15 protein-coding genes are annotated in these 22,762 nt (G+C 41.6%); 1 reads left to right on the top strand and 14 read right to left on the bottom strand.

Translation table 11 applies throughout. The features are described 5' to 3' along the window. Positions 1-311: 311 nt before the first annotated feature. From glmM to rfbC, 9 genes are all read right to left on the bottom strand, one after another. Complete coding sequence (gene glmM, locus OSCI_RS14155; protein ID WP_007355674.1) at positions 312-1,784, bottom strand: phosphoglucosamine mutase; 1,473 nt, start codon at positions 1,782-1,784, stop codon at positions 312-314. A gap of 54 nt (positions 1,785-1,838) precedes the next feature. Next, positions 1,839-2,912: a glycosyltransferase family 4 protein gene (locus OSCI_RS14150; RefSeq protein ID WP_007355673.1), complete on the bottom strand. Its 1,074-nt coding sequence runs from the start codon at positions 2,910-2,912 to the stop codon at positions 1,839-1,841. A 52-nt stretch (positions 2,913-2,964) separates the two neighbouring features. Then, a complete protein-coding gene (locus OSCI_RS14145) occupies positions 2,965-3,831 on the bottom strand; it encodes a glycosyltransferase (protein WP_007355672.1) in 867 nt (288 codons plus the stop codon). Beyond that, a complete protein-coding gene (locus OSCI_RS14140; RefSeq protein WP_007355671.1) occupies positions 3,828-4,901 on the bottom strand; it encodes a glucose-1-phosphate thymidylyltransferase in 1,074 nt (357 codons plus the stop codon). The genes OSCI_RS14145 and OSCI_RS14140 overlap by 4 nt, the downstream gene beginning before the upstream one ends. A gap of 94 nt (positions 4,902-4,995) precedes the next feature. Then, positions 4,996-5,631, bottom strand: coding sequence for a class I SAM-dependent methyltransferase (locus OSCI_RS14135; RefSeq protein WP_007355670.1), 636 nt, complete (start codon positions 5,629-5,631; stop codon positions 4,996-4,998). An 80-nt stretch (positions 5,632-5,711) separates the two neighbouring features. Further along, a complete protein-coding gene (locus OSCI_RS14130) occupies positions 5,712-6,695 on the bottom strand; it encodes a glycosyltransferase family 2 protein (RefSeq protein WP_019487007.1) in 984 nt (327 codons plus the stop codon). A gap of 2 nt (positions 6,696-6,697) precedes the next feature. Beyond that, a complete protein-coding gene (locus tag OSCI_RS14125; RefSeq protein WP_007355668.1) occupies positions 6,698-8,593 on the bottom strand; it encodes a hypothetical protein in 1,896 nt (631 codons plus the stop codon). Beyond that, positions 8,590-9,462, bottom strand: coding sequence for a dTDP-4-dehydrorhamnose reductase (gene rfbD, locus OSCI_RS14120; protein WP_007355667.1), 873 nt, complete (start codon positions 9,460-9,462; stop codon positions 8,590-8,592). Before rfbD ends, OSCI_RS14125 begins: the two co-directional genes overlap by 4 nt. Beyond that, on the bottom strand, positions 9,462-10,010 hold the full coding sequence (gene rfbC / locus OSCI_RS14115; RefSeq protein ID WP_007355666.1) for a dTDP-4-dehydrorhamnose 3,5-epimerase: 549 nt from the start codon (positions 10,008-10,010) through the stop codon (positions 9,462-9,464). Before rfbC ends, rfbD begins: the two co-directional genes overlap by 1 nt. A gap of 127 nt (positions 10,011-10,137) precedes the next feature. Here rfbC and OSCI_RS14110 point away from each other — a divergent pair, with 127 nt between their 5' ends. Further along, entirely contained in the window at positions 10,138-10,824 is a 687-nt protein-coding gene (locus OSCI_RS14110) for a class I SAM-dependent methyltransferase (RefSeq protein WP_007355665.1), read from the top strand. Here OSCI_RS14110 and OSCI_RS14105 read toward each other — a convergent pair. The 5 genes from OSCI_RS14105 to OSCI_RS14085 form a co-directional block, all read right to left on the bottom strand. Continuing rightward, positions 10,805-12,547: a hypothetical protein gene (locus tag OSCI_RS14105; RefSeq protein ID WP_007355664.1), complete on the bottom strand. Its 1,743-nt coding sequence runs from the start codon at positions 12,545-12,547 to the stop codon at positions 10,805-10,807. The two genes, OSCI_RS14110 and OSCI_RS14105, sit on opposite strands and share 20 nt — an antisense overlap. A 121-nt stretch (positions 12,548-12,668) precedes the next feature. Further along, entirely contained in the window at positions 12,669-14,669 is a 2,001-nt protein-coding gene (locus tag OSCI_RS14100) for a biotin/lipoyl-binding protein (protein WP_007355663.1), read from the bottom strand. 100 nt (positions 14,670-14,769) lie between these two features. Then, complete coding sequence (locus tag OSCI_RS14095; RefSeq protein ID WP_007355662.1) at positions 14,770-17,757, bottom strand: ABC transporter transmembrane domain-containing protein; 2,988 nt, start codon at positions 17,755-17,757, stop codon at positions 14,770-14,772. Continuing rightward, complete coding sequence (locus OSCI_RS14090; RefSeq protein WP_007355661.1) at positions 17,754-18,506, bottom strand: peptidylprolyl isomerase; 753 nt, start codon at positions 18,504-18,506, stop codon at positions 17,754-17,756. Before OSCI_RS14090 ends, OSCI_RS14095 begins: the two co-directional genes overlap by 4 nt. Positions 18,507-18,747: 241 nt before the next feature. After that, positions 18,748-22,632, bottom strand: a complete 3,885-nt coding sequence (locus tag OSCI_RS14085; RefSeq protein ID WP_007355660.1) for a glycosyltransferase — start codon at positions 22,630-22,632, stop codon at positions 18,748-18,750. Between the last annotated feature and the right edge of the window lie 130 nt (positions 22,633-22,762).

The raw sequence follows: 22,762 nt of genomic DNA, 5'->3' as shown, positions 1-22,762 counted from the left end.
CTTGAAAAGCAGACTTGATTGATTCTTTTAAAGCTATAGTCCGACTGGGGTTGAAACCTCCGCCTCATAGTGAAAGCAAAAAAATTCTTACCCAGCCTGTGATTGAGTCCTTTATTAACAATGGTGAAATATCTCACACGACTTATACGCTGGACTAAAGAAACCGGGTTTTTTAACAAATCTCTGGGTTCTAACGAAGTATTTTCGTAAAAAAACCCGGTTTCTAGGCCCCAATTAGCAATTAGCGATTAGCAATTAGCAATTAGCAATTAGCAATTAGCCATTAGCCATTAGCCATTAGCAATTAGCCATTAGCAAAAGGCGATATGTTGCTGGACTGCTACCACTAAATTTTCCGTCCAATGGTTTACTAATTCGTCACTGGCTGCTTCTACCATAACTCGAATTAATGGTTCAGTACCAGAGGCGCGGACGAGGACTCGTCCTTGTTCTCCCATTGCCTTTGTAGCGATCGCGATCGCACTCTGCAAGGCATCGCACTCTTGCCATCTCATCCGTTTCTCTCGGTCTTCAACTCGGACATTGCGTAATAGTTGCGGGTAGGTTTGAAAGCTACCATCCACTAATTCTGCTAAAGATTCTCCCGACTTGCGAACCAACGATGCTAAATGCAAAGCGGTTAACAAACCGTCGCCGCTGACACCATAATGAGGGCAGAGAATATGACCGGATTGTTCGCCCCCCAATTTCGATCCTGTACGTTCCATTTCGGCGTGGACGTACTGATCGCCGACGGAAGTTCTAATTAATTTGCCGCCTGTTTGTTCCCAAGCACGTTCAAATCCTAAGTTAGCCATTACTGTAGAAATAATCAAATTTTCCGGCAATTTCCCGGACTGGCGCAACCTTTGGCCCCACAGATAAAGAATATAATCGCCGTCAACGGGTCTGCCTTTGGTATCAACGGCTAAAACTCTGTCAGCGTCGCCGTCAAAGGCAAATCCTAAGTCTGCTTGATGTTCTAAAACTGCTGCTTGCAGGCAATTAAGATTAGTTGAACCGCAGTTAACATTAATGCGATCGCCATCGGGATTGTTGTGCAAGCAGATAACTTCTGCCCCCATTTCGGCAAAAACTTCGGGGGCGATATGGGCGGCGGCCCCCCAAGCTAAGTCTAAAACAATTCGCATTCCTTGCAAATTCACTTCTGGCAAGAGCGGGCCGTGTAGCGATGCGGCGTAATCTTTGATTAATTCCGATCTGTGGTAGTGGTGTCCCCAAACGGAGCTCGCGATCGCGACATTTGCCCCACCCCTGATTCCGGCTTCAATTTGTTGCTGTACTGCTGAAGGTAGTTTGGTGCCCCCCGGCCCGAAAAACTTAATGCCGTTGTCCTCTGGGGGGTTGTGGGAAGCGGAAATCATCACTCCGCCTACAGCATGGGAAACGCTGGCGAGATAGGCGACGCAGGGGGTGGGGCATAGTCCCAAGTTCCATACTTCTAAACCGGCGGCGGTTAAACCTGCTGACAAGGCCATTGCCAGCATATCGCTGGAGTTTCTACTATCTTGGCCAAGAATGACTGGGCCCGGTTGGGAAGCGCGATCGCGCAACACTTGGCCCGCCCAAAAACCGATTTGCAACGCTAAGGGGGCCGTTAATAATTCCCCAACTTTGCCGCGAATGCCGTCTGTCCCGAATAGCGGCGTATTCGGTAGGGATATACTGTTTGCTGCGCCTACAGTTTCTATGCTTTTAGCTGGCTGTAGCGAGTTAGCAGCTTTAAGCTGGTAGCTGCGACGGCGCGAAGGTGTCTGTACCATAATCACTCCTCTAAACAATCACACACACACACTGGAGGATAACATTTCCGGACTCTAGATATAACGTTTAATAGTAATAGCGGTTGCCTGACCGGTTTTTTCCCAGCTAAATTGGGCGGATCTAGCTAAGCCAAGGCTGCGAAGGCGCGATCGCAATTCCAAACTATCAGCAATTGCCTGCATTGCCTCAGCAATTTCGCCAATATTGTAAGGGTTTACTAACAATGCCGCATCGCCTACGACTTCTGGCATCGAGGAAAGGTTGGAAGTAATCACGGGTGTACCGCAGGCCATTGCTTCGAGGGCCGGGAAGCCGAAACCTTCCCACAAACTGGGAAAAATAAGTGCGATCGCCTGATTAATTACTATTGGCAACTCAGCCGCAGGAACGTAATCTAAAAATCTTACCTGTTTCTCTAAACCTAATTCTACAACCTGAGCTTTCAGTTGTGGCGTATAAAGTCGATCGCCGGGGCCCGCCAGCCACAGTTCAAGATCGGATTTATGCGGCAAAGTGGCAAAAGCAGAAATCACCCGCTGCAAATTTTTATAATGGTCATGACGACCGATATAAAGGAAGTAATTGCTAGTTGGCAAATCGAGAAAGCGAAATTTATCGGGATTGTAAGCCAAAGGAATAGGTGTAATTTTATTATCCGGTATTTTGTAGAAATCTGCAATATCTTTGGCTGTCGCTTGCGAGTTACAAATTATATGTTCTGCCTGGGATAATACTTGTGGTATATAGTAGCGGAAATAAGCCGTTAAGCGCGAAAACCGTTTAGGAAAGCGCAAAGGAATCAGATCGTGGGCCATCGCTACGTAGCGGCATTTAGAAAATAACGGTGCTTCAGGAAGGGGGGAGAAAAGTAAACTTGCTTGCTGGTTTTTATAAATTTGCGGTAGTTGAAATTGAGTCCATAATAAGCGTCGTAAGTGTCCCTTACTTCCTTGGGCAGGAGTCATGTTATCGGGAACTGGATAGCAGGTATAACCTGGGATTGAATGGGAAACTAGGAGGGTAGGATTGAGAGATTTTAGGTAGGGGAAAACGTTAGTTGCGTAAGTGGAAATTCCTGTAGGTTCTGGAATTAGGAACGAGAGATTAATCAGCAGTGGATTGACCATACTTATAAATAGTTAGATTCAACATTTGTAAGGTCGCCTTCCAGACGGAAATTTACCACCTGGAAGGCGGCGTTATGATTTTTTTACAATACATTAATACCCCTTTTAACTCATTAACAGATATCTTATTATTAGTTGGCAAAGAAATCAATGCTGATACCGTTATCCGACTCAACCTATAAAGTAATACCAATTTACTCGTATGTTTTTCTAAAGTCAAGAGATAACTATAAGTGCTATGTTTAATCTTTGCATCTGGCATAGTTACCGTAATAGACGAAGGCTGATGAACCACAGATATTTCTTTAGTTAAACCGATAATATGTCCCTGTTTAGCATAGCGTCTACAAAAATCAAAATCTTCATAATATAAGAAGTAATCCTCATCAAATTGAGGACAGCAACTAAAATTTCCTAAGTTAATAATTAAACTACAACCCGTTACCCAGGTCATTTCTATATAAGGCAATACCTCTAATTCAGGTGACAAACAATTATCAGCAATAATTGTGCCATTGTCCGCGAAAAATTGCCCATTCCCAAACCAAATTTTACCCGTAGGCTCGTAAACTATTGTACCTAAGATTGAAACCTCTGGATAAGTCTCAAAGAACAGCGATGCTTGCTTAACAGAACTTTCCACCAAATAAGCATCAGGGTTAATTAGCCAGATAATAGCTTCTGAATTTTGACTATAAATCCAGTTTAAACCTAAGTTACAAGCTTTCCCAAACCCTAAATTATCCCCAGCCTCAAGAATGAATATAGATTCAGACTTGAGGCTATGAATTGAGTCATCATCAGGAGAGTTATTAACGATAATAACTTGAGAGTCAATATCCCGATCTAGGAGAATAGAACTAACTAACTTTTCTACAAGTGAAGTTGAATAATAATTGACAGTAAGAAAGTAGATCACGTCAGTTCAATTAGACTATCATCGCCGATCATAAACCGTAGAGCTTTAGGGCGTGCGGGGGCAGGAATTAGTTGAGCACGTTGTCCAATTACACTATCAACAATTCGCTCCTTAATACCAACAATTTTAGCTGATTGTAATATTACACTATGTTCCAGGTCAGCATCAATTAAAGTTGCGCGATCGGCAATACTACTGTAAGGGCCAATGAAAGAATTTTCTATGTGGCAGTTTTCGCCAATAACAACCGGGCCGCGAATGGTAGAATTAATTATCTGACTGCCTTTGCCAATTTGTACCCGTCCAATGATTTTAGTGGTAGCGTCTATTTCTACTTCTACTGCTGGAATTATACAGCTATCTAAGATGATTTGGTTAGCACTTAGCAAGTCATCTTTTTTCCCAGTATCCAACCACCAACCATCTAAATTGCAAGCTTCTACTCGCTTTCGTTCGTTGATGAGTTGTTGAATAGCATCTGTGATTTCTAGTTCCCCGCGAGGAGAGGGTTCAATTTGCGAGATTGCATCGTGAATAGTCTTAGAAAAAAAGTAAATCCCCACGAGTGCTAAATTAGATGGTGGCACTTTTGGTTTTTCTACTAATTCTAAAACGCGCCCGTGTTCGTCTACTGTAGCGACACCAAAAGCACTAGGATTAGTTACAGGTCGCAGTAAAATTAAAGCATCAAGATTGTTATTTTTAAAAGTCTGCAAAAACGGGTCAAGCTGACTTTGAATTAAGTTATCTCCCAAATACATAATAAAGGGAGAATCTCCTAAAAATGGCTGAGCAACTTTAACAGCATGAGCGAGTCCAGCAGGTGTTTCTTGGAGAATATAGGTAATTTTAGCACCGAAGCGATCGCCATTTCCAGTTTTAGCCTTCACCTCTTCCCCAGTCTCAGGACTAATAATAATCCCAATATCTGTAATCCCAGCCGCGACAATTCCCTCAATTCCATACCAAAGTATCGGTTTATTTGCCACTGGTACGAGTTGTTTTGCACCTGTGTAAGTTAGGGGACGGAGGCGCGTACCTTTACCGCCAGAGAGGATTAATGCTTTCATATTTTCCAGGTAATAGTATCAGTTTGAGTGCGTGACGCTGATCGGGTTAACAGGTTCCCCAAGTTCATATTTTCCCACAGATTAGGACAAAATATCACTTGATTTTAGCCAAAATTACCGTCCAAGGTAAAGGGGACTTTAGTTTAATAATCTCAAATTTGGTTTGCACTAATTTTATAAATCCTCTTTTTGACCAGTGTTGAATGTGTCCGGGACTGTTCCCAAATTGAGAAAAGTGAGCTCCCCGGATAAAGTTTAATGTTCTAAATATCGGCTCTCGCGGTACACTCAAAAGGCAGTAAGGTGAAGCAACGTTGTATAATTTTTCCAGTCCCAGCATCGGATTGTCTAAATGTTCTAAGACTTCGCAGCAAACAACAATATCCGAATGGTCTGTTTCAGGCGTTAACTCATAGATATTCTTATTTTCAAAAGAGACGCGGGGAGAGGAAATAGCATCTTTGGCAATATTCAAGATCGTATTAGATATGTCAGTACAGTGAATTTTAGCCTCAGTGTTGTCAACTAAAACTTTAGTGATATGACCTTCTCCACATCCGACTTCTAAAATAGTTTGAGGATTAATTTGTTTGACCATTTCAGCAATTGTGTCAGCAAAATGCTTTAATAATAATTGACCTATCGGATTTCGCATCTGATATTTATTCGATCCTGTTCCGACAACAATACCATTTTCAATCACAGGACTTTTCTGCCTTTGCTTAATCATTAAATACCTCTCTTTTTTCGTAACGCCGCCCTCTGGGCGGTTTAATTAATTACCGCCCAGAGGGCGGCGTTACACTAATTTTAACAATTTTGATCGAGAACTTCCGCAATCTGCTTGTCTACATAATCAGCATCGACATTGCGAGTGATTAACTCTGCTAAGATTCCCAGAGATATCAATTGTACTGATAATATTGTACACAAAATCCCAAAAAATAGAAGAGGGCGAGTGCCGATAGGCCCTAAGTGCATACCACCTAAGTTCAGAAACCATACTATTATTAAGTAAGTCAGCGATAGAAAACCAATTGAACCAAAAAATAATCCTAATCCCCCAAATAAATGACCTGGTTTGTGTAAATAGTGAGTTGTCGCTAAGACAGTTAAAAGGTCAATAAATCCCCTTGCGTAACGTTCCCATCCATACTTTGAGTAACCGTGTTTTCGGAAATGGTGTTCGACAATAACCTCACCAATTTTAAAACCTAGATTGTTCGCTAAAACCGGAATATAGCGGTGCAATTCGCCGTAGACTTTGATAGAATCCAAAACTTCTTTACGATAAGCTTTAAATCCGCAATTTATATCATGCAATTGTACACCTGTCAGGATTGACGTAACTGTATTAAACAGCTTCGATGGTAAGGTTTTAGAAAGCGGATCGTTCCGTTTTTTTCGCCAACCAGAAACTAAATCGAATCCAAATTCTAAATGCTGTAAAAAGTTAGGAATTTCTGCGGGATCGTCTTGTAGATCCGCATCTAGGGTAAAGATAATTTTACCCGTTGATTTGCGGAAACCAGCGGAAAGGGCAGCAGATTTTCCAAAGTTACGTCGTAACTTAATCGCCTTAATTATACTAGGATGTAACTCAACTAACTTGGTAATTTCTATCCAAGAACGATCGCGACTACCATCATCTATAAAAATGATTTCGTAATTATCAATTCTTTCTTGTAACATTACCTCACTAATTTTATCAAACAAGATTTTGAGGGTAGCTTCTTCATTGTGAACGGGAATCACGAAGCTAAGTTGTTTTGGTAAAGTGTTATTGCTAATCAAGGTTAATTCTTCTGTAAAAATTGGGAATTACGCAATGCTATCCAACCTTCGCGGTTTTGAAATGAGGTATAAGCTGTCAACATTTTATCTGCCGATGATATCTCAATATATCCCCTCCAAGCCGAGAATTCGTAGGATGGGCCAAATATTTTAACTAAATCTGGACGGGGAAAACCTGACATGGCAAAACCTCTGACAACATTTTCTTGATTGAGAATGGCGATACATTTAACCTTATTTTCTGGATCTCCCACCCAACCTATGACTCTAGCTGCTGTGGGTGTAAATTTAGTCACTGTATCGAAATATCCCGGCACTCCATCTTTGGGTGATGATAGCAAATTAGGATTGATTTTTTCATCTATTGCTGCACAAAAGTTATGCTGTTTAACATCGCGATTAAAAGGAACTAAATTGTTAGCTTTCAAGGCATCAACCAACCCAATAAAAGCTGCTGGTTTGTTGCCTACTCTTTCTTTAATCAGGCTGACATCAGTTATTCCTAGCTGAAGTGACAGTGCTACTAATGGCTGATAAGTTGCTCTATATGCGATCGCATCTGCCGTCTGTCCCCCTATCCTATACATTGAAATAATAGCAAAAGCCACAACTGCTAGTAGAATTATCAGCAAACGCCCTTGAATTTTAGCAATTAATTGCCATTCCCACAGCCACAATGTTGTTAGTATAATTAAGCTCATCCAGAATAGAGCAGGCAGAGAAGCATAGCGAGAGGCTGTAGCCTGTTCTACACCAAATCCCGAACGGCTGACAGCGGCCATAAATGCAGTTGCGATCGCATAAATTTGAATAGATAGCCAAGGCACCCATTCTATCCGATTAGGATATCTTTTCGACAACAGCCAGTAAACTCCAAAAGCTGTGGTAGCGATCGATCCCGCTATCCCAATTATCAACGAAATAGTAACGTTTTCGCTAAAAATACCTCCTAAATAAACTGGAATATAGGCGATCGCATCGGCAATGTTGAGCTTAGCTAAGGACGGGCTAGTTGAGGGAGTTTTGTATGTGAGAAAGTAAGTACCCACAACTAAAATAGCAGCAGTAATATATGAAATAATAATTTGGCGAGACAACCTTAGTAGCACTGGGAAAATACACAAAACAGGCCATAATGCCAGCGATGTGCTGTAACTTATAGAGGCTAATAGCGCAGAAATAATGCTGCTAATTGCCCATTTAATATACTTTGGTGTAGAGATATCTCCTTCGTCTATTGCCATCACCCGCCGGGGGTTAAAACCCCCGTCTAATAGCCGAAGTCCTCTAAAGAGGACTAAAGATTTATATTGTTTTTCAGTCCTCTTCAGAGGACTTTCGCTATTAGACGGGGATTTTAATCCCCGGCGGATATTGGAAACAGCGAGAGATGATGTTTCCGCAATTTTTGTCAAGCAAAACATAGAAGCTATCGCAAATAAATTAGCACCTATCCATGGCACACCACTAAAGCCACGCATCCAATTGTGGGCAGCAGCAGGTGTGAAATTAAAGATAGAAATACAGAGAATCAAGAAGATAAAGAGAAATGGTGATTGCCGCATCCTTAAAGGTAGCATCGCAATTAGTATATGACACTGAATCCAAGCAAAAATCCAGGTAATTAAGGATAAGCCAATATTTGAACCTTTGGTAACAATAATATTAAGGGCGTACAAAATTGAGGGAATCAGTAGAAAATGCTCGTTTGCCCGAAATATCCAGTTGAAAGGATTAGTAGATAAGCCCTCAACTGAATAAAAATTCCAAGTAATCCACCAATAGTCAAAATTAGATAACTCTCCTGACTGGGATATCAAGTACAAAATATAAGCCGCTGGTATCAAGATAGCAATAATTGCTGAGGCAATCAAAAGAAACTGTGAATTCTGTTTCATCTCGCCTCTCTTGCTAACATTTGTCTGAGTCCTTCCCGCCAGTGTGGGGGATGACTCCCCAAAACTGCTGATATTTTTGTAGACGAAAGAACAGAATAAGCGGGGCGTTTTGCGGGTGTCGGATATTCAGGAGTGGTAATAGGAATTACGCGCTTTACTTTAAGGGAGAATCCTAGTTGTTTCGCTTCTTCAAAAATGGCGACTGCAAAATCATACCAACTAGCAACTCCGCTGTTAGTGTAATGGTAAGTCCCGAAAATTTCAGGTCTAATACTGGAAGTAATTTGAGATATTGCCGCCGCAAGATCGCCAGTCCAAGTAGGACTTCCTATTTGATCTGCTACCACCCGAATTTCTTCCCGATCCTTTCCTAATCTCAGCATAGTTTTGACAAAATTGCCTTTGCCACCATTACCATAAACCCAAGCTGTTCTGATAATAATGTGTCTATCTAAAGCCTTGATAATTGATAACTCGCCAGCTAATTTAGACTTACCATAAACACCCAAAGGGTTAGTAGTATCTGTTTCGCAATAAGGATAACCCTGGCTACCACCAAATACATAATCTGTAGAAATGTGAATTAATGTCGCTCCTAATTTTTCACATTCTTCTGCTAGAATGCCAGGGGCAATTCCATTAACAGCATTTGCCAATTCTGGTTCGCTTTCGGCTTTATCTACAGCAGTGTAAGCAGCACAATTGACAACTAAATTGGGTTTAATTTCTCCCATTAATTGGTGGATGCTGTCTGGTTGGGATAAGTCGAAGAAAGTGCGATCGCCAGCAATAACTTCACCTGCCGATAATAGGATTGGTTCCAATTCTTGAGCGAGTTGTCCGCCGCTACCTGTAAGTAAAATTTTCATTATGAGAAAACTTCCGCTGTTTTCAAAGTTTGTCCCGATCGATCTTTTGCCGATAATATAGGTGTCGCATCTCCTAGCGGCCACGCGATCGCTAAATCGGGGTCATTCCACAGAATACACCTTTCGTGTTCAGGTGCATAGTATTCTGTAGTTTTATATAGCACCTCCGCTACCTCCGAGACAACTAAAAAACCGTGAGCAAACCCCGCCGGAACCCACAATTGCCGCTTATTTTCGGCACTTAGCAAATAGCCAACCCATTGCCCAAAAGTTGGAGAATTTTTCCTAATATCCACCGCCACATCAAATATTTCTCCCATTGCTACTCTTACTAATTTACCTTGAGGTTGCTGCATCTGATAATGAAGGCCTCGTAGGACATTTTGAGCTGATTTAGAATGATTATCTTGCACAAACTCGGCTTTAACTCCCGTTTTTTCGGCAAAAGCGCGATGGTTGAAACTTTCAAAAAAGAACCCGCGATCGTCACCAAAAACGCGAGGTTCAATTATCAAGACTTCTGGTATTTCAGTAAATACAATGTTCATGATTCTAGAAGAAGTGGTAAACTGAGTAGCAATCCTAATAGTATCAGGCTTTAGGCATTTTTGACGCAACACTGCATTTTTAGGCAGCGGCAATTCACCGTAACCAAGTTACCAAAGTTATTTTAGTATGAAACCAGACGAATATCTAAAAAAGTTGTATGCCAATCGTTTTGATGCCAAACAGATGCGATCTAAACTTGGACTCTGGAAAATTTTAATTGACGATTTTTTACAAAAATATGTTTCCTCCGATTCTAGTATTTTAGATATTGGGGGAGGTCACTGCGAATTTATCAATCAAATCCAGGCCAAAGACAAATACTTAATCGATCTCAATCCTGATTCTCAACTATTTGCCAATACTGATGTCAAAGTGCTTAACTTGGATATTTTAAGTGTAAATCAACAAAAATTACTGGCTTACGAATTTGATATAATTTTTATTTCCAATTTTTTTGAACATCTACGCAATAAAGAAGAGCTAATTGAAATTCTCTCCTTTTGTTTAAACTCTCTCAAACCCCAAGGATCTCTCTTAATCGTTCAACCCAATTTCAAATACTCATTCAAAGAATATTACGATTTTATCGACCATCAATTACCCATAACTCATCTATCACTTAAAGAACTTTTACAAACCGTAGGTTTTAAAATAGACTTAATTATACCGAGATTTTTACCATTTTCCACAAAAGGCAGACCAGCCTCACCTCTGCTTCTAAAAATTTACCTAAAACTGCCCTTACTTTGGCAATTTTTTGGAGGACAAATGTTTATCAAAGCTTCCAAAATTTTCACTCCTCCTCCACTATGATTTTAGCACTACCATTTAACTTAACAAACTCCTTACCGTCAGGATTATACACCCAAGCGTTGATTGTTGTTTCGCCAATTGGAAGATAATTAGCTGACAATGTGATTCCCCATCTCGCTTGCTTGTAGCGATTAGAGTTTAAAGCCTTGGCAACATCATTACTATCTAAGTTTACATAAGCGCTGGCAAATAAAGATTTCTGATTGTTGTAGGAAAACAACGCGATTTTTGGCTGTTCCAATTTATCAGGCAAAATCGCCCACCCAGCAACTCGTAATGTACCGCTTTTTTTGATAATCAATGGCTTTTCTGTTGTCGGTGGATTATCAATATAACCGTAAATTTTATTAGGGTTATTAGTAAAAACTACATCTTTTGCTAATTTTCTAAAACCTATTTTATCAATAATTTTTGCTCCTTCCCTCACTAATTGCGTTTTTTCAGTCATTACCCATAAGCAGCTATCGGGTGAATTATCGAAAAAAATTGATGATTCTAGATAGTTGATTAACTCTAAGCAAGTTTTACTGCCTTGTCTGTAAGAAAGTGCAGCTTGAGATTGCGCGATCGCTTGTTGTGAATTAAGAAATATTATACAGATTAGGATTCCAGCAAATACTTTATATATAAGTTGTGACAGCCTTACTTTTACTATATGATTTTCTTTGTTAAACAGTAGCCATAACTGAATTATAGCAATCAATAAAAATATCGAAACTGTTGTATATCTTGACGATTCTATAGCATGATTAGCTCCAAATCTTGCCCTCCCAACCGTAATAAAAATAGCAGATAAAACTGAAAACAAACCTAGCGATAGCCAAGGCGCAGCATCGCGATCGCGATCGTAGTTTGCTGTAATAAAATTTTTGATAAAATGAAATACAAAAAATACAAAAAGTAAAAATATGATTAAGCCTACTAAGCCAGAGATAACAGGTAAACGTACAATTGGAGAACCCAATAGATTAAAAAAATAGTTTACTGTAACTAGCGGTTTTTCCAACAGTGAGATAATACTAAGCTGACGCTTCGGATGATAATCAATAAGATATAAGGTACAAGTTCCTACAAACAGGAGTATCCAGATCGACAATCTTTTTCTTATCTGTGCAATACTTCCCCCAACAGCAACAACAGAAGGGATTACAGCCAACCAAGATAATAAACCCTGTGCCAGTGAGAAACTAGCTATTCCACAACATATAGCAGCAATAGATAATCTAAAGTTAGGCAATAATTTACTCTCGAAACTCAGAATAAAAATGGCAATCGTCACGCATAAATTTACTAAAAACCAAGCCAGTTGAAACCCCCATAGCCAGTTTTCATGCTGAACCAAAGAGAACACCCACAGGCAAGTTAAAAGATTAGCTAAATGAAACAAACTATCCCCTCGATTCTTAGCTTGACTGGAGGATAACTTGTACATAGCAGCAAAAGTTACTATAGAAAAACAAATGCTTAAACAAATTTCATAATTAATGTTCCAGTTAGAAATAAAAGCTAAAATTGTAATAATTATTTTTGGGAATACAATTCGGTGGTTGCTATGTAAAGCCCAAAAATCTTCAAAAGTTGCATTGCCAACAGCTACTTTATCAAAAAGACTAACTAATCTCCATTGATCGTGGACAGGAAAATTGACGCTAAAACTAGCTACAAACCCCATCAGTAAAGCAAGTGGAATCAGATAGATAATCAATAAAGCAGTTTTTTTCATCAGTCTGCGTTGCACCCTTCGATCGTAACGCCGCCCCCGGCGGTTATTTACCACCAGGTGACAGCGTTACGATGGTCTCCCTAATTATCAATTCAAAACCTCAGAGTCAAACCTGAAAACATTACTTGACGTTCTTGAAAGTATCAAGCTTTCCGGTAAACCTGTCAACAAACATCTGCAAGACACTACGCTTGCCGATATTAATATTAGAACTAACAGCCATTCCGGTCTGCAAGGCAACCTCAACTTGATTTTCCTTACCCTTGTTCAAAGTAAAATTTTGACTCTTCAACTTGATTGTAGTTTTGAAGGCATAGTATTTGCGAAGTTCAGTAGGGGCTTCAGCATCCTTACTAATCTTTGTAACTTCACCCTGTACCGTGCCAAACTCCATCGCTGGGAAAGCTTCAACATTAACCTCTACAGGTACGCAGTCGTAGGCATTTAAATCTAGTTTTTGCCTATTTACTTCCTTTTCAGGGCAAATACAGGCTTTCCCTTTTTCACAATCAATCTTCTCTCCATCTAATTCTTTGCCGTTATATTTTTCCAACTTTTCCCGTTTCCGGCGCAAGGAATCCAAGACCAAAGCTACATTACTGTTTTCCAGATAAACTACTGCTTCAATCCCATTTTCATCAGGCAGAATTTTTAGCAGTTTCTCAGTTTGTTGTGCTTCATAGTAAGCCTCCTTACATCTTTGCGGCCGAGGTTCCCCTGGCTTAATCACAGAGGTAATCACGTATTGACAGACATCATCATTCTTCAGCTCTAATTCAGCTTTCTCTTTCGATGAAGGTTTGAGATCGTAGATAATCCCCGATATAGGAGCCTTCATTAATTGAGTGTCGCGAGTTTGTTGAGCCTTTTCCAACTGAGCGTTTACCTCAGACAGTTTTTTCTGGTTTTCGAGTTTTAATCTACTGAGCTGAGAATCGCTACTGGCAATCTGTTTTTGGTTGTCAGCAATTCTGGTGTAAAGCTCTCTAGCCCAGGCATCTTTAGTATTTTGCAACTGTTCCTGTGCGCGGTTAATTGACTCTACAATGCGTTCTTGTTCCCCCTTCTGGCGCTCTATCTCTGCTTGAATTTTCTGGAACTCACCTTCGCGGGCATTGATTTCACCTCTGCGCGAATTGATTTCACCTCTGCGGGTGTTAATTTCGCCTCTACGCGAATTCATTTCACCTTCGCGTTGCTTAATTTGATCTTGCTGTCTGAGAACTTCACTTTCACTTTTCAATACTTCTTGATCTTGGCGTTCTTTTTGAAGTTCCGCGATCGCACCTTCTTGCACCAGTGGGGCAAGCCGATCGAGAATGTTTTTCTGTGACTTAAACACCTCTTGAGATTTCGTTAATTGTTCCTGAGCCAATCTTCTTTGCTGCTCGGCAGATTTTAATTGCTCTTGGGAATAATTTAATTGCTGCTCGGTATTTTCTAATTGTTTCTGAGCATAATTTAATTGTTGGTTGGCTATTAGCAATTGATCTCTAGCTGCTGTTTCAGCATCCACAGCCTGCTTCAATTGTTTTTCCAATTCCTGAACCTGTCCTTGAGCCGCTGCTACGCGAGACAGATATTCAGAGCGATAGTTAATGTAAAGTCCTTGTTGACTTTGGTCAAAACTGCCGCCACCTCCTCTATTTAGGTACAGCTCATCAATCAGGGCTTGCAAAACTTGATTTTGCGAAATTAAGCTCTGCCGATCCTTAATACTTGATTCGAGATTAGATGGTAGAGGGCCTTGAATTCTGCCGTTGACAACATCCTCATAAAATTTATTTTCTTTTTCCAGGGCATCTTTAACTTTCTTGACAGAATCTAAATCAGCGCCAGGAGCAGTAGGGCTAAAGGTAAGTAAGGGTTGATTTTTCTCTACGCGATCGCCATCTTCTACGTGAAGTCTAACCACAGCTCCCGTTGTCGGTGCTTGAATATCTCTGGAGCCATCTTTTAGTTCCAACTGACCCACTGCTGGGACAGCTTGCTCAATTTTAGCAAGATAAGCCCAAACTAGAGCCGAGGTAGTCATCAGCATAATCATCCAGAGAAATACGTGCGACCAAATGGCAGGTTTCTCTAGAATTACGGGTTGTTCGGAAAGTATTACCGATTTCATGGTTAGTTGTTAGTTGTTAGTTGTTAGTTGCTGTTGTTAAGAGTTGCTCGGCGCGAAGCGTTGCGAGGAACGAAGTAAACTGAAGCAATCTCTCAAAACTTTACTGAGCCGCTTCCTGTTGTTGGAACAGACAATAGTAACGACCTTTAAGAGCCATTAATTCATCGTGGGGGCCTTGCTCCACCACAGAGCCTTGATCCATCATAATAATCACATCAGCATTTCTGACTGTAGTTAAACGGTGGGTAATGAAAAACACCGTTCTGCCTTGAAAAGCTTCAGCTAAGTTATTACAAACTTGACGCTCAGAGTGATAGTCGAGGGCGCTCGTGGCTTCATCCAAAATCAGTAGCTTGGGGTTTTGAAGCACAGTCCGCGCGATCGCAATCCGTTGTTTTTGACCTCCAGACAGCGAACCGCCCCGTTCTCCCACCACCGTATTGTAGCCAGCAGGTAAGCCCATAATGAAATCGTGAGCCACCGCTATTTTCGCAGCCCTGATCACCTCATCATCACTAGCATCAGGATTGCTCAGGGCGATATTTTCCCGCACTGTGGTGTTAAACAGCAAGGTATCTTGCAGCACCACCCCGATTTGACTGCGAAGCGAATACAGTTCTACCTTGGCCGTATCATAATCGTCAACGAAAACACGACCACTTAGAGGCGCATAAAGACGCTGCAACAACTTCATCAGCGTACTTTTACCAGACCCGGAACCGCCAACAATCCCCACAAAACTGCCAGCAGGGAATTCTAAATTAACATTCGCCAATTGTAGCGGCCCACTCTCACGAAAACGGAAAGAAAGCTCTTCAAATCTCACCGAACCTCTAATCGCTGGCATCCCGATATTGTTCCGGTCTTCCTCACTCGTCTCCGTCGGCGAGTCAACGACATCTCGGAGCATATCAATAGACATCGAAACTTCTTGGAAACTCTGCCATACGCTCACAAAACGTAGTAGTGCTCCAGTAACGTTACCAGTAATAATTCGGAAGGCAATCAACTGACCCAAAGTCATCTCATTTTTTAACACTAAGTGGGCTCCCACCCATAATTGAGCCAAGTTGCCCACCTGATTTAAAAAACTACTAAAAGTACCAGCCGTCGTACCTGTAAGAATTGTCTTGAAACTCGCCGTGACGTATTTAGCATAACGGCCCGACCACTCCCACCGAGCTTTCAATTCAATATTTTGAGCCTTAACCGTTTGAATCCCGCTGACGACTTCCACTAAATAGGATTGGGCATCAGCAAAGCGATTATTTCTATTCTTGATCAGCCGTAATACCATCGGGTTAATCAAGACGATCATCAGACCCAATACTGGCACAACTGCCAAGGAGACAAAGGTTAGCTGCACGCTGTAAGAGAGCATAACGGCGATATAAACCACCGAAAAGATCGCATCTAGCACCACTGTCAGAGCTGTCCCCGTCATAAATTCGCGGATCTGACCGATCATGCTGAATTTATATACCAAGTCTCCCACCCGCCGATTGTCAAAGTACCCTTGGGGAAGCCGGAGCAAGTGGTCGATCACTTCTGCGCTAAGTTTGACATCGATGCGGTTGGTGGTATCTATAAACAAAAAGGTACGCAGACCATTGAGCAACCCTTCAAATAGGGCAACTCCAAGCAAAAATGCCCCCAGGACATCCAAGGTGTCAACGCTGCGCTGTCCCAGTACCTTATCAATAATAATCTGGCTGATTAGAGGGTTAGCCAAACCGAATAGCTGCACGAAAAACGAGGAAAGTAAGACCTCGAAAAAGACTGTTTTGTGTTCCGAAAGCGCTGGAACAAACCACCAAAAGCTGAATTGCTCTTTTTGTTCAGCTTGGGGAGCCTGTAGTAGCAGGACTTCTCCGCCTTCACCCCAGATTTCCCTAAACTGTGCTACCCGCTTGCGGACAATGCCTTGTTCGGGCACCGCCATCACCAATTCTTGCTCGGTGATGCTGTAGATAATGGCAAAGCTTCCATCCCACTTGATCATCAGCGGAGCTTTCAACCGATTGATGGCATCAGCCGGCACTTGCGCTAATTGGGGAACAATGCCCATGCTTTGGATGATGGCACCGCAGGCTTGCAAGGTAATTGAGCCTGCGGTTTTGTACTGATTTTCTACAGCTTTGCGCGTGACATCCCGACGAAATCTGACCCCAAAATACTTGCTCAACATTTGGAAGCAGGCTAGGGGAGCCTCGATCGTTCCTTTTCCCCGCACAATCGGAAATTTTGACGGTACGGCGGGATCGGGAGTCTGGGGGGCCGCCAGTTCGGGGGCTGCGGGTACTGCGGAGATATCTAAGGGGGCTTTTAAGGCTGTCTGAGAGCCATCAATGGCGATCGCTTGCTCTTGGGAAATTACGGCTTCCCGGAAGCCTACTAACCTAGCTCCTCTTGGGCCTTCTACTTTTAACGATCTGTTGGTTCCGTCCAAAGACAGTCGGCTACCTGTGGGAAAGTCCCCAATAACACCGCTGCTAACTAGCCAAATCCGGTCAGGGTCAAGTTGGTTGGCGAGTTCTTGACTCTTTTTCTGACCGTTGGGTAAGTTGAGGACGATCGCATCGGCCCAAGATTGCTGGGTCAATTCTTTCAGGTTGGATGTCCCATCCGCTCGCCGCTGTAATTCCAAGCTCCACAGTTCAAAAACTTCGCTCAAGGAACAGCGATCGCCAAAGGCTTCTCTGAGTGCCGGCTCCGTTTGTACGAAGCTCAAGAAATCTTCTGCTGATAAAATTATGGCAATCACATCAGTGGAAGCAAGGGCAGTTTCGCAGGGGACTCCCCGCAACAAGGAAGCCCAGCCAAGAACTTCTTTGGGCCCCACCAACCGCAAACTTACCAGGCGCTGCGATCGCTGGTCATATCCCAATTGGCGGGCCTGACCTTGAAAAATAATCGCCACCTGAGTCGGCATTCTTTCCCGTTCTAACAAGGGTTGCCCCGTTCGGTAGCCCAGGAGTTGACATTTCGACACTAAAGCTTGCAGGGATGCCTCCGAAAGTCGGTCGAACGGAGGTGTTTCTGCCAAAAAAGCTTGAATCTGGGACAGGGAAACTGCGGAAGAGGTCATGATGCTGAAGATACTGAGGATCGGAAGGGCTGTAGCGGGGCAATTTGTGATAACTGTTCGGAGACCCAGGTTTCAAATAGTTCGTTGATTAAATGCCGCCGCATCGAATCGTCGAGCTGAGCTGGCATGAACTTATCTAATCTGATAATCACCATCCATTCTGCCAGAGCGCGGGGAGCCCACAGTTGCCCGGATTGGCTGACTGACAAAAGTTTACTAATTGCTGGGTGTGGTTGTGATAAGGAAACTGGCCCCAATCTTCCCCCAGTCTGAGCTTCCGGGCCTTCGGAGTAGTCGCGGGCTACTTCCTCAAAGGTCTGTTCGCCTTCAGCGATGCGGAAGTAAAGTTCGTGGGCTAGTCCTGGATTTTTGGTGCGGATTAGGGAGTATACTACGCGGTCTAGGTGGGTCTTGCGACCCAAAAAGTAGTTATCTACTTTGCTACTCCAAGTTTCCTGCTTAAATTTTTCTATAAGTACGGGCCGAATTGCCATTTGAACGAGTTCCTCTTCAGTTAGGTCTTGACTTTGCAGCCAAGCCGCTTTTGCTTCTGAGGATGTCAATTGGTGCTGCGCGTGAAACTGTTCGAGGGCTGCGCTGCGCTCTTCTTCCGTACAAGTATAGGACGCGATCGCTTGGTCTTCGATCGTCCCCCGCAAAAATTGGGGCATCAATTGATACCGCTTCAACAGTGACGGGATATCCTGGGCTTGCAGCAATTTATCACCTATTTGAAAAAGTCCTGTCATTTTATAATCTCCAATTGAGGTTGCACTACCCTTTTAAATTTAGCTGTGGAAGTAAAAGAGCGACAAGCCACCTCGATTTTCAGATGATAGCAGAACGCTAAGGGGGTGAGCGCTGTCGTTGCCAAATACCAGGGGGCGGCTTTGGTCTCGGCATACGCTGCGGGTGGTGCTAGCTCAAATCAAGTAGGGTTTGATCTAATCTATAGGGGCAATTCTATACTCACCTGTGACGCTCTACCCTCTAAGGGGTTCCCTCTACCTGCCTTTGCGATCGCCATAGTTGCTCAAATAGCGCTCCCATCTGAGCCGAGTAAGCGCGGCTGTCTAGAAATTTGGGGTTTTGTGCCATTTTTTGCTGGATGTGCTGCCGAGCGCGATCGCGCAATACTGGGTTAGTTCCCAATGCTACAGCTATATTTATATAAGCATCCTCCGTATTTGCTATTAATTCAGGAAGTTGCAATTCTCTCAGTATTGCCCCGGATTGTCGCGATCGCGCTGTTTGTCCTTCCTTAACCACCGTCGGTATTCCCACTAACAGCGGCTCTACCATTGACGTTGCACCCGCGTAGGGGAAAGAGTCTAAATAAACATCTGCTAGCTTCAAACATTCTCTGAAGTCGGCACGATTTGGCAGCACTTTAATTACAACAATGCGTTTTTTGTCAATACCTTTTTCCGAAAAAACTGCTCGTATTTGGTTGAAGAAAGGAATTATCGGATAACTCTCGCCATCAGAGCGAAAAGGATGTAAAACCAAAATAGAATTCGGTACAGCCGCAATAATTTTAGCCCAAGTTTCCCTGAGTTCAGGGATAATCTTAAATGCTCTAGCACCCGACATAAAAACCACTGTTCCCTCGGATGCTCCCCAACTACTTCTAGTTGGGTGAACCTTAGCAATTTCGGAGGGTACAGGATAGCTAAAACAAATCCCAGAGCCATCCACAGCGATTAATTTTTCCCGATATTCTTCTGGGGCATCGACTACGGGCAAAGTCAATTTTCCAGAAATAAAGTAGTCAATATTGCGGATGCCAGTAGTTGTAGCTGTTGGCATTGCTGCCGCTACTTGTACCCGCGCCAGTCGGTGTAAGGATAATAAGAAAGTAGGTTTGCGAGCATCCGCCCAATTTGTCCCTATTAACAGAATATCCAAATCATCTGAACGAATTGCTTGTACCTGACTTGGCAGAGATTCTGGTAGTTGAATCTGCTTATTTGCCAAATTTTGACAGTAATCACCTAGTTTACTGTCCTGGATATTAAAATTATACAATATAATTTCAAATTTAGTTTTATCTAAATATTCAAAAGCAGCAAGTGCGGCAAAAGTTTCTTTTTGAGTGCTAACTTCTTCCAGTAAAATGCCGAGACGAATCTTGTTTCTGTCTGAGGCTATACGTTCAAATTCCCAGTCAATTTTGCACCCCAAATTTCTGAGCGTAAATTCAATAATATTTGCTCTCTGAGTACAGATATGTCGAAGATTTTTATCGCTACAATACAAAGAAGAAAAATTTGCATTTTTGCTCACAAATAAAGCCAAATAACGCCAGAATTCAGCAGCAGTATCTTTGAAAATATTTTCATGAATATAATCTATCAAAGCTTGCATATAATCGGCATACTTCTCTGCATCTCCGATCTTATTAAAACAGGAAACAATCTGAAAAATAAAACTTAGAAAATCGTTGAAAAACCACTTGGGAATCGCAGCATTTTTATAGACAAATGGTAACTGATAAGCCTCACAGTAAAGCATAGCGGCCAAATAGCGACCGATGTTATTACCTAGATCGTTACCTTGAGATAAAAAGGCAGATATTTCATCTACAAACCTCTGTTCTTCCTCATTTAAAAATTCATTCTTAATACCGCTTTTCATTAACAGATTATGAGCTTTACCAATTTCACCCGCATAAGTCTTTTCCACGTTAGATGCTGGCAAATTAAACCATCTTTGAGCGATTTGCTTGCGAATTTGCCGAAGGCGAGAGAGAGTAGATTGATTAGTAGGAGATTTTTGATATTGTTCAACTAGCTTTGATAGTTCAGATAAAGAAAACTGGGATTTCAAAGCTAATTTTTGTCTGATTTTCTCTTTCAATTCTTGACTCAAAAAACTGTAAATATCGCTGTACAACATTTTTTCATAAAGTCTGCGGACATCTTTGTTGTTTTCACCAGCAGCGAAGTTTTTCCAAGTTTGTTGCCCTGCATGAATCCGCAAAGAAGATAACTTTTCATCCACAAAGCCAATTTTATAATTTCCCATGATTCTAAACCACATATCTAAATCTAGATATTGAGATAACTCAGCATCAAATAACCCAATTTTACGAAAAACATCAGCAGCAATCATCACTGTACTAGGTTCGCCAATTTTGTTAATGGGATTATTCATCCAATTAGGATCTAATAACAGTTCAATTCCCCGTTGAATTGGTTTTAAATTCGACCAACTTTTGTGCAAATCTTTAATCGATTGAGAAGCAGCCAGTAAAAGTGGATTCGATTTAGCCTCTTCTCCAATAGCAATACCGCGAGGTGAGAAAACCATACCAATTTCCGCATCTTCTTGAGCCAAAGCTACCATTTTTTGAATGCAATCTGGTTCCAGCAAGTCATCATGAAATAAAAATTTTATGTATTCACCTTTTGCCTGAGAAATACAGAAATTCCAATTCTGAGCTAAGCCATAGTTACGATGGAGAACAATGCGGAAATCAACGGCTGTTTTAGTTTGAAAAGACTGAGCAATTGCTACAGTGCTATCGCTTGAGCCATCATCAGAAAGAATTACCTCTATATTGCTATAAGTCTGATTTAAAGCACTCTCAATGGCTTCAGCAATAAAGGTTTCTCCATTATAAGTAGGAATGCAAATACTAACTAGAGGCTGTGTTTTTTCAACTGCTTCTTCCCAAGAACTTTTGTCCTTAGACAAGTGTCTCCTTACCTCTACTGAATAAGATTTTTTTGGCTCTCTTGGCGGTTGAGAAAAAGTAGTAAAATTATTGGTTGTTTTGCTAATATATTCTAGTCTATTCCTGATTTTATTGCCAATTAGCTGAGGGCTAAGTAAAGATTTGATTTCCTCAGCACCTCTGGCTCCAACTTCCTTGGCTTCCTCATAGTTATTAAAGACATATTGCATCAAATTAGCGGCATCTTCTATATCGGGGTTTGCCCAAATATTTCCTTTCTTATATGGGCCAAAATCTGCTGCGATCTCCTCTAATTTATATCTTACTAAAAAACTGTTGCCTACATTCATAAACTCACTATTAGATGAATAGGCAGTGGCGATTGTTGGCTTTCCAAAAAACATCGCTTCAGCCATTGTCAAGCCAAAGCCTTCACAGCGGTGGAGGGACACATAGCAGTCACAATTGTAAAGCAGAGCATTAACTTCATTTTTTGATAAATACCCGTCTATATGTTTAATAGATTGGCAATTTTCTATGGCAGAATTTAGTAACTCTCGCTGCTCAGGAAAATATTCCGAATTACAAGATTTGATAACCAATAGCACCTCTTGATTTGACTCGCCAAAAGCTTGTTTAAATGCGCTAATTGTAGCCGATGGATTTTTGCGTTCTATCCTGCTAAAAAAATCGAATAGAAACAGAAATATAAATTTATTTTTGGGCAGTCCTAGTGCTTCCCTATCCAAAGAAGGCGTAGGTAAAGAAATGCTAGGCATGATTTTAATAACGGGAATAGGAGATGCCATCGAGATTGCTTCAATACAGTGATTGCTATAAGTCCAAATTTCGTGAAAATAATTAAATTTTGAAGTGAGTTCTGGAGGGAATGCTGTAAGTTCCCAGGCCCAAAACCCGATATTATAGTGTCCTTCCAAATAGTTTTTGCCTGCCGACTTAATAAAATTGTTTACTTCATCAGCATTGACTTGAATTAAGTTTACGGGATAGGGATTTTCTTGAGTGAAATTTTGATAGGTAGTATCTTGTTTTCTGTGGGGACTATTGGTAAAATTATTGACAGCGAAAGGAATGCCAGCCGCCTCAATTGCTCTAATATTAGCTCTAGCACCTTCTCCCAGACCAAATTCTCCATTAATATAGCCGCTGATGTTAATACCAAAATTAAATTGCATAGTTTTTGAGTTTGATAAGTAGAAGGAAGAGGGGAGAAGGATTAAATTATTAGTGCTTGACAAATGTAGCAATCATCGTTGTATACTAACATCCAAATGCTAATTATCTCGTAACGCCACCCTCTGAGCG

Origin of the sequence: Kamptonema sp. PCC 6506, from assembly GCF_000180455.1 — a bacterium.
Taxonomy (GTDB): Bacteria; Cyanobacteriota; Cyanobacteriia; order Cyanobacteriales; family Microcoleaceae; genus Kamptonema; species Kamptonema formosum.
Note: the sequence above shows the minus strand (reverse complement) of the source record. Positions and strands in the feature narration are given on the sequence as shown.